General features: G+C 64.8%; 13 protein-coding genes. 5 read left to right on the top strand and 8 right to left on the bottom strand.

Annotation, left to right across the window (positions count from 1 at the left end):
* Positions 1–26: 26 nt before the first annotated feature.
* Positions 27–3,212 (bottom strand): beta-phosphoglucomutase family hydrolase, encoded by a 3,186-nt coding sequence (locus ACTWP6_RS16485; protein ID WP_443188264.1) that lies wholly within the window; start codon positions 3,210–3,212, stop codon positions 27–29.
* Positions 3,213–3,302: 90 nt separating this feature from the next.
* A complete protein-coding gene (locus ACTWP6_RS16480; protein ID WP_443188263.1) occupies positions 3,303–4,112 on the bottom strand; it encodes an inositol monophosphatase family protein in 810 nt (269 codons plus the stop codon).
* 376 nt (positions 4,113–4,488) lie between these two features.
* On the opposite strand from ACTWP6_RS16480, the gene ACTWP6_RS16475 reads away from it, so the two are divergent.
* Positions 4,489–4,830, top strand: a complete 342-nt coding sequence (locus ACTWP6_RS16475; protein WP_443188262.1) for a putative quinol monooxygenase — start codon at positions 4,489–4,491, stop codon at positions 4,828–4,830.
* A gap of 49 nt (positions 4,831–4,879) precedes the next feature.
* Here the strand turns inward: ACTWP6_RS16475 and ACTWP6_RS16470 are convergent, their stop codons facing one another.
* The 5 genes from ACTWP6_RS16470 to ACTWP6_RS16450 form a co-directional block, all read right to left on the bottom strand.
* Positions 4,880–5,437: a type 1 glutamine amidotransferase domain-containing protein gene (locus tag ACTWP6_RS16470; protein ID WP_443188261.1), complete on the bottom strand. Its 558-nt coding sequence runs from the start codon at positions 5,435–5,437 to the stop codon at positions 4,880–4,882.
* Between the two features lie 25 nt (positions 5,438–5,462).
* Positions 5,463–5,696: a hypothetical protein gene (locus tag ACTWP6_RS16465; RefSeq protein ID WP_443188260.1), complete on the bottom strand. Its 234-nt coding sequence runs from the start codon at positions 5,694–5,696 to the stop codon at positions 5,463–5,465.
* A 179-nt stretch (positions 5,697–5,875) separates the two neighbouring features.
* A complete protein-coding gene (locus tag ACTWP6_RS16460) occupies positions 5,876–6,919 on the bottom strand; it encodes an MBL fold metallo-hydrolase (protein ID WP_443188259.1) in 1,044 nt (347 codons plus the stop codon).
* 88 nt (positions 6,920–7,007) lie between these two features.
* Positions 7,008–7,619, bottom strand: coding sequence for a hypothetical protein (locus ACTWP6_RS16455; RefSeq protein WP_443188258.1), 612 nt, complete (start codon positions 7,617–7,619; stop codon positions 7,008–7,010).
* Between the two features lie 18 nt (positions 7,620–7,637).
* A complete protein-coding gene (locus tag ACTWP6_RS16450) occupies positions 7,638–8,363 on the bottom strand; it encodes a type 1 glutamine amidotransferase domain-containing protein (protein ID WP_443188257.1) in 726 nt (241 codons plus the stop codon).
* Positions 8,364–8,638: 275 nt separating this feature from the next.
* Between ACTWP6_RS16450 and ACTWP6_RS16445 the strand changes: the two genes are divergently transcribed.
* Positions 8,639–9,031, top strand: coding sequence for a DUF2267 domain-containing protein (locus tag ACTWP6_RS16445; protein ID WP_443188256.1), 393 nt, complete (start codon positions 8,639–8,641; stop codon positions 9,029–9,031).
* Positions 9,032–9,121: 90 nt separating this feature from the next.
* On the opposite strand, the gene ACTWP6_RS16440 is transcribed toward ACTWP6_RS16445, so the two are convergent.
* On the bottom strand, positions 9,122–9,583 hold the full coding sequence (locus ACTWP6_RS16440) for a MarR family winged helix-turn-helix transcriptional regulator (RefSeq protein WP_443188255.1): 462 nt from the start codon (positions 9,581–9,583) through the stop codon (positions 9,122–9,124).
* Positions 9,584–9,748: 165 nt separating this feature from the next.
* On the opposite strand from ACTWP6_RS16440, the gene ACTWP6_RS16435 reads away from it, so the two are divergent.
* From ACTWP6_RS16435 to ACTWP6_RS16425, 3 genes are all read left to right on the top strand, one after another.
* The gene (locus tag ACTWP6_RS16435) at positions 9,749–10,273 is read left to right on the top strand and encodes a hypothetical protein (RefSeq protein WP_443188254.1); all 525 of its coding nucleotides are present in this window, start codon (positions 9,749–9,751) and stop codon (positions 10,271–10,273) included.
* 332 nt (positions 10,274–10,605) lie between these two features.
* Positions 10,606–11,268 carry a hypothetical protein gene (locus ACTWP6_RS16430; RefSeq protein ID WP_443188253.1) on the top strand — a complete coding sequence of 221 codons (663 nt, stop codon included), beginning with the start codon at positions 10,606–10,608 and terminating at the stop codon, positions 11,266–11,268.
* Positions 11,265–11,855 carry a hypothetical protein gene (locus ACTWP6_RS16425; protein WP_443188252.1) on the top strand — a complete coding sequence of 197 codons (591 nt, stop codon included), beginning with the start codon at positions 11,265–11,267 and terminating at the stop codon, positions 11,853–11,855. Before ACTWP6_RS16430 ends, ACTWP6_RS16425 begins: the two co-directional genes overlap by 4 nt.
* Positions 11,856–11,879: the final 24 nt, after the last annotated feature.

Below are 11,879 nucleotides of genomic sequence, written 5' to 3'. Positions count from 1 at the left end.
CGGGGGCGCCGGCGACGTCCAGGCCTTTAGCGGGCGGGAAGACGCGCCGCCCACGATTGGCCCGGGCCCAGGGTCTTCTTGGTGCCCCTCACGCACACCTCGATCGGGTCGGCTGCGCACGGCAACAGCCGCAGCCGCGCATGTTTGTGGGTCAACTCGATGTCCACCGGCTGATCGCGGTAGATGATCTCGAACGACGCCCGGCCGATCTCGTTCGGCAGCATCGGGTTGAGGTGAAGCACGTCGCCCCGTGTCTCCACACCGGCGTAGCAGCGCAGCACTATGTCGGCCGTTCCGGCCATCGCCCCAAGGTGGATCCCTTCGCGAGTCGTTCCGCCCTGAGTGTCCTGCAGGTCTGCCTTGAGGGCTTCGGTGAACAACGACCACGACTGGGCGACGTCGCTTTGGGCCAACACCCAGCTGTGGGTGACCCTGCTCAGCGTAGAGCCGTGCGTCGTGCGCGCCTCGTAGTACTTCACCGTGCGCTGCACGAGATCTGGATCAAGGGAGTAACCCATCTGGTTGAACAATTCACGCAGTTCTTCGGTGGAGAACAAACAGAACAGCATCACGACATCGGCCTGCTTGGACAACTTGTATCTGTTCGTGGAGTCGCCTTCTGCCTGCAGGATCAGGTCCATCCGCCCGATGTTTCCGTAGCGCTCGCGGTAGCTCTCCCAGTCGAGTTCCTGCAGCGCCTCGTATCCTTCGAACTGACTGATGACGCCTTCGTGGAACGGCACCCGCATCCGTCGGCTCACCCGCTGCCAGTGCTCGCGTTCTCCCGGCCTGATGTCCAGTCGGCGCCACAGCGGGACACAGTCGCGGCCGACCAGCAGGTCGACCGTGTCGACTGCCCGTGCTGATACCCAGGCCGCCAACACATTTGTGTAGGCGTTGTTCCGGACACCCAGGCCCGGGGCATCCGGGTAGCCGTCGTGATACTCGTCGGGTCCCATCACGCCGCTGATGTTGTACCGGTCATCGACCGGATCGTGAACTGCCATGCTGGCGAACAGCCGAGCGACCTCCACGATGAGCTCGGCGCCGTAGTCCTCGAGGAAGCCCTTGTCGCCGGTCGCCTGGTAGTACTGCCACGCGCTGTAGGCCACCGCCAGGCCGACATGACGCTGTCGATGGGAATTGTCCGGCATCCATTGGCCATTACGGAGATTCAACAGCTCGCTCGGCGTCTCGTCGCGGCCGTCGCTGCCCGACTGCCAGGGGAACATCGCGCCATCAAAACCGTTGGTCCACGCCAAATCCCGCGCTGCGGGTAGCCTCCGATATCGGTACAGCAGAAAGCAGCGGGTCAGTGCCGGCCTCCGCATGGTCAGCAACGGATAGACGTAAAGCTCGTCCCAGAAGATGTGTCCGCGATAGCCCTCGCCGTGCAACCCGCGCGCGGGCAGGCCCGCATCGAGATCGGTGTCGGCCGCGACGACCACCTGCAGCACGTGAAAGATGTGCAAGTTGAGTGCCAATGCCTGCTCGAACCCGATCTCCAGGCCGATGCCGAACCGCTGCCAGATGTCCCGCCAAACGGTGCGTTGCCCTTCCAGGAGGTCATCGAACCTTCCCGCGCGTGCGATGCGCTTGTCCACATCCAGTGCTGCGGTGGAGATGGCGCTGTCGCGCGAGGTCGCCACGGCCACGGTCTTCTCGACAGTCACCGGGACGCCGGCCCGGAGGACAATGGTGAACGCATGGCCGGCACGGCTTTCCTCAGCGATCGGCCGCCGGTCTGCAACATTTTCGGCGGGGCCGACGCGATGCCGCGCCGCCACCGCGATGTCGATACCCGATTGGTTGGTCCGCACCTCGAGGCGCACTGTGTTGTCGTTGACGACCGTCGAGCCGACCGATTCGAGATGCTGCGACGTGAGTTGAAGATCGGCAGCGACATTTCGGTTCGCGACTGCGCCATTGATGACGGACTCCACAGTCGCCTCGCCCGACCAGTCCTCGGCCTCAATCGTGACTTCCAAGGCGGCGGTGTGCGTTTCACATAATGAGACGATCTGACGCGATGTGATCTTCGTGGTTCGTCCGTCGTGATCGCGATACCTGTTGACGCGGGTCAGCATTCCGGCACGCAGATCAAGGTCCTGGTGGTGGGAGAGCATTTCAGGAATACCCGGACGCAGCACAGGCCCGTCGGCCGTTTGGACCGTCAGGTATGTCCAGTCAGGCGTGTTCACCAGGTGTTCGGTCTCCATCGTTCGCGTGCCGATGGTGCTGATGACCCGGTTGTAGATCCTGGCGACGTAGGTACCCGGGTAGTGCACGCCGTCGGCGATGGAACCCGGTACCGAGCCGCGCGTCGCCCAGTACCCGTTGCCGAGCGTGCAGAGCGCCTCGCGTGTTCCCTCAAGCAGTGGGTTGAAGTCCTCGTACACGAGGTGCCAAGCATCGGAGCTGGTCCTGTCGGCACCGCCGATCCACTTGCCGGCCTGCCCGCCGTCACGCACCACCGCGTCGAGTTGATCGAGGCTGGTGAGAACGAGATGGGCGCCCGCTGCGGCCAGCTCGGCGCCGTGTCCCACCCGGTCGACTCCCACGACGAGCCCGAAACCACCTGCCACACCTGCCTTCACGCCTGCGATGGCGTCTTCGAGGACGACGGCGTCGGCCGGTTCCACACCAAGGTGGTCTACAGCCTCGAGGAACATCGCAGGGTCGGGCTTGCCCCGCAACCCGAGCCGCGCGACGTCGGACCCATCGACGATGGTGGTGAACATGCCAGAAAGGCCGGTGGCGTCGATGACGGCCCGGCCGTTGCGGCTCGCGGTGACGAGCGCGGTGGGAATGCCGCGGTCGAGGAGTTTGGCGAGAAGATCGGCGGCATCGGGGAACACCGTGACCCCGGTGCGGGCGATGGCTTCGGCAAACAGCTGCTGCTTACGTTCAGCGAGCCCGTGAACGGTCATCCGATCCGGGCCGTCGTCCGGGCTGCCCTCCGGCAGTTCGATGCCGCGGGCGGCCAGGAAGGCCCTGACACCGTCCTCGCGTGTGCGGCCGTCAATGTAGGTGAGGTAGTCGCGTACCGGATCGAACGGCGGTTGACCGGGTGTTCCGATCCGGGTCAGCACCTCGTCGAACAGGGCTTTCCATGCCGCGGCGTGAATCTTCGCGGTGTCGGTGACCACGCCGTCCATGTCAAAAACGAACGCGTGGTAACCCGGTTTATCGCGGGGCGTGGTCGCCGCCATATGTGTCGAGTGTATTGACGGCATGCCCGGCCGACTTCGACCCGCCAGGGCAAAAAGCACGGTCTCGGATGCTTCTTGTCTGCCAGGTGCTCACACCGGCTGAGGCACCGCTGCGGCGCCGTAGAAGCGGCCAAGGACCGCATTGTGTAGTGGGCCATTGGTGGCGACGGCGGTCTTGCCGTGTGGTCCGGGCGAACCTTCCAGGTCTGTGAATGTGCCGCCGGCCTCACGCACCAGGACGTCGAGGGCCGCGAACTGCCGGGTGGACGCTTGCGCAGCCAATGCGATGTCGGCGACTCCCTCGGCCACCAGGCAGTACGAGTAGAAATCGCCGTAACCGCGTGCCTGCCAGACGTCGTCGGTCAGGACGATGAAGCGCTCGCGCATGCCGAGAATGCCCCATCCGGCCAGACTGGAGAAGGTCAGATTGGCTGTCCCCAAGTCATCGATCGCCGATACAGCCAGCCGTCGCGTCGGCTCAGTCCACCGCGTTGCGAACGCGCCTTGCCCGGCTGCTGCCCACCACCGCCGACGCAGAGCGGGGGCGGCGACGACACCCACGGTTGGCACGCCGTCGACTATCAGGGCGACAACGGTGGCCCAGAAAGGTACCCCGCGGAGGAAATTCCTCCTGCCGTCGAGCGGCTCGATGACCCAGCGTCGTCCGGCCAACAGCTCTGGGCCGCGGATCGTTTCGTCGAGAATCGCATCTTGCGGTCGCTTCATGGCCAGTCTTCTGCGGAGAGCGACGTCGACGTCGCGGTAAGCATCTGTTAGTGGCTCGTCCTCCAGCCTGGCCTTCGCGTAGAGATCCACGGCCGTGAACCGAGGCATCGTCATCGATTCGGCCTCGTCTGCCAACGACAGCGCGAGAGCCAGGTCATCTGCGGTGTTATTCATGCCGGTCCTCACCATCGAAAGGGCATTTGGGCTGCTTGGATGGCGCCCCAGCCGCTAGAAGCGCCGCCCCTCATCAGGGCGACATGGTGCCCCGCCGAGACGGCGGATACCTCCGTCTGGCGCGGTGAATTTCTGGCGGCGAATCAGCCTCGTGTGCCATGCATAGTGCACGTGCGCCAATTGGTTCGGCAGAATTGCCGCGGAAGGTGGGGTGGTGGGAATCGTTGTGTAGCAGACGTTCACCAGCACATTCGACCTGGCAGGCCGAATTGGGCGTGCGCAGTTGCTGCTGCCGGTGCCATTTCCCCCAGGCCCGCCCAACCTAGCCTGAAGTACCGACACTCCCGCTACGTTGTCCACTGTTCAGGAGCACATCATGACCGCCACATATGCGTTGGCTGCGCGGCTCGTGGCCAAGCCCACCAAGTCGCAAGAGGTTGCGGATTTGCTGTCCGGCGGTCTCGCGGATGTCGAGCAAGAACCGGGCACTACTGCGTGGTTCGCTGTTCGCTTCGGGTTGCTCGAATTCGGTTTGTACATGGTGTTTCCCGATGAGGTCGCCAGGAAGGCTCATCTGACCGGGAAGGTTGCCGCAGCACTCAAAGCCAATGACCATCTCTTCGAGGAAACCCCGGTACTCGAAACAGCCGATGTCCTCGCCGCAAAGCTCCCGGCCGGTGCCCCTCGGCACGAGGACAGCCCGACCGCAACGCACTGAGCCGTTTCCGTGCTTTCGCCCGCCGCCGGAGGGCTGCGGGTCTGCGCGATCAGGTGTGCTGTTTCGCCTTCGCGAACTGGGCCACTATTGCGGCGCAGAAAGCCGGTAGGTCGTTGGGTGATCGACTGGAGACGAACTGACGATCGATCACCACCTCCTCATCGACGACGTCCGCTCCCGCTCGCCGGAGGTCCGTTCGGATGCTCGGCCATGACGTGATCCTCACTCCCTGGATGACGTCCGCTTCGGCGAGAGTCCACGGACCGTGGCAGATCACTCCGATCGGTTTGCCAGTGTTCGCGAATGCCTTGACGAAGCCGACCGCGTCGGCGTTCATTCGCAGTTGGTCAGGGTTGACCGTTCCGCCCGGCATCAGGAGCGCGTCGTAGTCGTCAACGGACACGTCGGCGACAACGCGGTCGATGGGAAAGGTTCCGGCCGACTCCATGTCCCATTGCCGAGCCTGAATCTCGCCGGGATGCAGCGAGATGACCTCGGTCATGGCACCCGCGCCGTGCAACGCCCCGCGGGGTTGCTCGAGTTCGATCCGCTCGACTCCGTCGGCGGCCAATATGCCGACGCGCTGGCCTCGAAGTTCCTGTGTCATCAGATTCTCTCCAGTGCTCGTCGGACTACGCGGCCTCGACGACGACGGTGCCGTCGTCCGAAATCGTGATGACCACGTCCATGTCATCGGAATCGTCGATGATCGTGAGCAGCTCTATCACGGCATTGCGTAGTTCGGGTGCGTCCATGTTCTGAACGGTTTCGCGGTTGTCCGGGTTACCTCCGGGCGCCGCTAAATCTGTGGACTGGTTCTCGGTTTGGGTGTCGGTGGTCTGCTGGTTTTCTGTGCTTTTAGCCATGCGGTCAACGGTATTCACTCGTTCGTCGGCAGTGGTCGACCCAGCAGCTCGATTCTGAGCCCCCGAACTTGTCACGAGGAATCACTTCGGTCCTGACCCTCTGCTAAAAGCAGTGTTTCCCAGGATAATTCGCTGACAGCCTGCCGCACGACTCGCTGACTCGAGGATCGCCAGGCTACTTATCCTGCCAACGCGTACGAGGTCCCGACCGCATTCGGCACGAACGCGGCGGCAAGGCGGTGCTGCGCCTTCCAGCCGGTGCAGTGCGCGGGGACCAGCAGGTCGGGCGCCATGTCGGTGAAGGCGGCGACAGTGGGTTCGATGATGGGTTCGAACGCCGGGCCGGTGAGGTGGAAGCCGCCGAGCAGTGCGTGCAGTCGGTCCACGCCGGTCAACCGCATCGCGTGGCGGGCGATGTTCACCGCGCCGGCGTGCCCGCATCCGGTCATGACGACGAGCCCACGTCCGCGGAGGTGCACCACCAGCCCTTGCTCGTCGAGGATCAGCGGGTCGGGTTCCCAACGCCCGTCATGCCACCGCTCGTGATTCGGCATGCCGCGCTCGAAGTCGGTGGTGCGGTCGACCTCTCCAGTGATCAGTACCGACTTGTCCAGCAGCAGCGAAGGTTGCCGCCGTTCGATCACCTCGAACCCCTCGGACTCCAGGGCCGAGCGGCTCAGGGTCGGCATGGTCCAGCGGTCTTGGTCGGGTAGGGCCAGGCGGCGCCGACTCCACACCAGAGGGTGAACCGTGAGCGGCATCCCGCTTCGTCCGCGCAGCCGGGCCAGGCCGGGAAAGCCGCCGGCGTGGTCGAAGTGGCCGTGGCTGAGCACCAGCACCTCGATCGCGGTCACGTCCAGGCCTAGGCGCTCAATGTTGGTGGCCATGCCTTCCGGGGAGACCCCGGTATCGAACAAGACTGTGTGGGTGGTGTTTCCGCGGCGAGTCGAGACGAGCGCCGAGAATCCGTGCTCAGCGACCAAACCAGGTACTGTGCGACCGTCTACGTATTGCGGAGCCGCAACCTCGGGTACCCGGGTGAACGAGGTGCGGCGGGCGGGTCCGGTATCGCCCATCAGCGCGTCGTAGCTGTTGTCCATCAGGGTGGTGACGATTACCTCATCGACCGGTTCCAAGGCGATCGGGTCCACCGCCGGGCCTTCTGCTCGGCGCGGGCTGGAAGCCGCCACCTCGTCGGCGAGCCCGCTGCCGTTACCGCACATGATTTCAGTGTGCGCTTCGTGAACCTCGACGGGTAGGTGTCAGTACGCGGCGTCTGCCAGTGGGATGAGATGTCGGACCGGCACTGGATCATTCCGCCCGGACCGACCGAAACACGAGCCCGAACTCGTCGAGTGCGACTACGGTGCTGTCGGTCGCCGCGACGGCGTCCACCCGGATCGCTGCGGCAGGACTACGGCTCTTTACCAACGCATCGATGTCACGCCAAATCGTCTGGCTGAGTTGTCGTCCCGACCGGCGGTCCACCAGCAGGGCTGCACTGACGAACCCGACGGTTTCCGTCAGCCAAGGCACGACTGTGTCTTCATATCCGGCGATCGCCTGGTCGAGGACGGCCGGATCCGTCTGATAGACGGTGTGGCGCACGCCCGCTCCGGCCTCTTCTCGCCCGACCCGAGTCACGCTCGCCCTCCGGAAACGTTCGACCGAGGCGGTGCCGAGCGCAAGGCGGATCGCCTCGTCGCGGACACCGGCCTCTACGCGTTCGCTTTCTCGCATGGCGTCGTGTGAGACCCAGAACGACTCGAGGACCGCGACCGCCAGGTCGGGAGATACCTGCAGCGACATTCCTCTCTCGCCAGGTTCTGACTCGAGGCTCGATCGGCCGTCAGAAGCTAGGTAGGCGATTGCGTCGTCAATCCGTTCAGGGTCGGCGGTGATCAGCGTGTACCGAACATGCATCCGTAGCTCCTTCAGTCGTCACGGCGGCGGGGACTGTGCCGCCATGAGGACGGCAAGCGTGCGTTCGGCTGCCTGCTTGGAGGACGCCGGATTCTGGCCGGTGACAAGGTGCCCGTCCACCACCACGTGCGAACGCCAGGGCGGTCCCTGGTCGAAGTCCGCACCCTCCTCGCGCAGTCGGGTCTCCAAGAGCCACTTCGCACGGTCGGCCAGACCCGCTTGTCGCTCCTCCTCGTTCGTGAAGGCGGTCACCCGTCGGCCGGCGAACAGCCAGGCGCCGTCCACGCGGCGGCCCGCCAGCAATCCGGCCGGCCCGTGGCAGACCGCAGCGACGACACGTCCGGTGGCGAACAGACCGGTCAGAATTCGGCCGAGCGGTCGACAGTCCGGCAGATCTTCCATCGGCCCGTGGCCGCCCGGAATGAAGACGGCGTCGTAGTTGCCGAGGTTGTCGGCGGCGTGCTCCAGCGACATCGGCGCGGCGAGCTCGTGCTCCAGCGATTCCAAGTAGCTGCGAAGCTCGGCGGCACGCTCTTCGCCGCCGGCCCGGTCGGGCGCCAGGCTGACCTGGTCGACGGTCGGCCGGACACCACCGGGGGTGGCGATGTCGACGTCGACCTGCGCGTCGCGGAAGGTGCGATGGGGTTCGACGAATTCTTCGGCCCAGAATCCAGTGGGATGGCGGGTGCCATCAGACAACGTCCAGTGATCGCTGCCGGAGAGCACAATCAGTATTCGAGCCATCGAGTACCTCCTTTGATGATCCGACCGTCTTCGTCGACATGCTGCCGCTGACATTGCCTCGGGTCTTGGACACACAGGTGCGAAAACTGTCGGCTTCGCTAGACCTGAGGGTCCTTTGCGGCGCTCTCGATCTGCCAGAACAGGTGCTCCATCGAGTCTTACTCACCACAGGTTGGTGCGGTGCAACGCAGAAGCGGGCATTCTCCGGTGGAACCGTCGTCTGTGGAACAGACAGTCTTCAGCTGTCTGTGGCACAGACAGTTGGAGATGATCCGATGGATGCCCAGGAGTTTTATCGCGAAGTCGCCGAGCGCACGATGCTCTCGAAGGGGGAGGCAGCCGATTTGACCCGCGCGGTGCTTGAGGTCTTGTCGATGCGAGTCAGCGCCGGAGAGGTAAAGCACCTCATCCGACAGCTCCCTGAAGAGCTCGTCAACTCGGTGCGGTGGAACAGCAAAGGTCCGGAACTGTTCGACCTGGATGATCTGATCGTGCGCGTCAGCGGCCGCACCAGACTGACCAAGGCCGAGACCATGACCGGTGTGGAGGCGGTGCTGCTGACATTACGGGAGGCGATCGACCGGAAGGAGTTCAACGACTTCATGTCACAGCTCCCTGTGGACTTCACCAGGCTGCTCACGTCGCCCAATCCGCCCCGGACGGTGTAGCGCCTAATCTCCTGGCCGCACGGAAGGGCCTGTACACCCGCCTAATAGCCCAAACCCGAGGTCGATCCCCGCGCAGAGCCGGTTCGGTGGTTACGACGGCTGTCCTTCGTCGAGCAACTCGATCATCTTGTTGAGCACCGTCAATCCGTCAGCGAGCGAGTCGATCTCATCGTCGGAGAGCTGGTCGAGGATTCCCGCCAGCGCTGCACGCCGGGCCTTGCGCGAAGTGTCGGCGATGCGCTGTGCCTTCGCGCTGAGCCGCAGTCGGCCCACGCGCCTGTCCGTCGGGTCAACTTCGCGGATCACCAAGCCGTCGCCGGACAGCTTGGAGACCAGCGTGGAAGCGGTGTTGGCCACCAGTCCGAGTTCGGCCGCCGCAGCGCTCACCGAGATGCCGGGTTGTCGGCCGATGAGCCGCACCAGGTCGGCTTGCGATTCGGGCAGTCCGGTGGTGAAGGCACGACCGGCCGTCCGACGCACCTGGCGTCGGAAACGCCCAAGGGTGTCGAAGATGTCGGCTGCGATTTCGGAGTGGCCGGACACACCTTGCATAATACCTCTGAGACCGAGCTATTATGCGGGTGGTTTCGTACCCAGGAAGGAGTTGCGCAGCCGCCCATCCTGAGGCCAGGCATACAGCGCGCAGTGCGCGCGTCCACGGCGTTCGGCGATCAACGCTCGGCAGGTGCAATCTCTTGATACAACCGAAGGAATTACATGTCATACCCTGATACCGCGACCCTGACAGTCACCGAGGGTGGCCAGCCAATCGAGTTCACCTTCGGTGAAATGTTGAGATACCACGGCTTCGAGTTTCCCGGCGGGGTGGCGCATGCATTCAAGGTCATGGAACGCGGCTTCCCGCTGTTGGACGACGGTAGCGCGCCCGAGCGGGCGGACCTCTCCATAGAAACCGCGTTCCCCGGCCCGGGAGGCCGCGACGCATTTGAGATCGTCACCCGGGTCGTGACCGGTGGGCGCTATCACGTCGACGTGGCGCTGGCCGGCGACGATGTCTTGCAAAGTCCGAAGGGTAGGTACCTGTTCCGGTTGAAGTACCGGGGCCGAACCGTCGACCTCACGCTGCGCCCCGGACTGGTTGCCGACGAATTCATCACGCTGGCACGCAAAGAGGATCGCAGCCCTGAAGAGGAAGAGCGTCTTGTCTGGCTGAAGAAGGATATGGCACAACGCCTTCTGAGCCACCCCGCCGAGGAAGTCTACGACGCCACAATTCGGTGATGTAATCCTGCGTTGAAGGCGGTCCGACGCACACGGGACCGTCTGGGGCAGTGCGTAATTGGCACTACGCCACCGTCGAATTCGCGCTGCCGCACCCGTCACACCGCCAGGCGTGCGCCGCAACGACTTTCGGGTCGACACCGGGTGAACCGGCACAACGTTGCACAGCGCGCCAGGCGGTTTGACGTGCTGGGCGCGAATCCCCCGTCCGAGGTCTGCGCGCACAAGTCCGTTGGCTCCGACCATCTTTCGCCCCTGCGGTAAGGGTAGCCGGAGCTTTGTTGGTGTGCTAAACAGGACAGGTATGCTTCGCCTAACCTAAGGAAGTTGCCGTGACCTGTTACCTCAGGCTGCATGAAGTCGCCATCGCGGTGCACCCGACGCCTGGGCCGGGCCAGAGCGGCGAGACGGACTGGGACGAGATCCACCGGTTGTGGACCCTCGCCGGCGGAGTCGACGGCCGCGACGCCGCGCTCGACGCGATGCCAGTGACGCTGCTCGACATGGACGACCTGCCCGACGCCGATCTGGACGGGTTCGCCGGTCTCATCATCGCGGGCCGCGCCGACCAATTGTTGCTTGCCGGAATGAAACAGCGCATCGCCGGCCTACTCGACCGGGGCGGCACCGTGGTGTTCAGCGGCCAGCTCGCCGAAGACTGGCTCCCCGAAACCACGACATTCGAATGGCATCAAAGCAACATGGACACCGCGGGACTGCCGGTGCTTGCCGACCACCCGGTGTTCGCCGGCGTCAAGCCCGAAGAGCTCGGGCACTCGTTCCTCTACGCCAACGGCTGGCATCGTCCACCGGCGCATGCCGAGGTGATCGCGTGGCGAGCAGACCAGACACCGGGCACCTACGTCGCGAAGGCGGGAGCCGGCACGGTTCTGGTGCACAGTGGCAACAACCTGATCGCGAACGGCGTCACCACCACCACGGCCGCACGGATCATGCCGCAGCTGATCCAGTGGATCGCGGGCGCCACCCGATGACCGGACTGGTCGCGCTGACCAGCGGATCGGCTGCGGAAACCGCGACATTCGCCGAGCCGGACCACCGCGCGCACCTCGATGCGGTGGTGTACACGGGCTCGACGGACCACTCGGCGATCGACGACGCGCAGGCGGTCTGGGTGCCCGAGGGGACCCCCCAACGCCGGTTGTCCCGGCTTGCTCCGCAGCTGGAGGCACTGCTGGAGCGCGGGGGGATCGTGTTGATGTTCGGTGAGCAGCAGGGGGGATGGCCGCGATCGCTGCGTTGGACCTTCCGCCCGGTCGGTGGCGCCGGACAGACCCGCCTCGGCGGGGCCTGGTCACACAACGAGGTGGGCGCCGCCGGACAGGCCCTGCACCACCACGGTGTCCTCGATGCGCCCGCCGGGGCCGAGGTATTACTCAGCGCACCCGACGGATCGGCCGTCGCATATCTGGAGCGCCCGGCGTCGGGCGGCACGCTGATGGTCAGCACCATCGATCCACTAGCGCATTTCGGCCATACCCGGGCACCCGCCAGCGCGCGTTTCCTGGCCGCATTTCTGCCCTGGGTGACAACGACCCTGCTACCCGGGAGTGTGCGATGAAATACCGGTGGAGCGCACTGATGT

It is taken from the genome of Mycobacterium sp. 4D054 (assembly GCF_052245755.1).
Classification (GTDB): domain Bacteria; phylum Actinomycetota; class Actinomycetes; order Mycobacteriales; family Mycobacteriaceae; genus Mycobacterium.
Note: the sequence above shows the minus strand (reverse complement) of the source record. Positions and strands in the feature narration are given on the sequence as shown.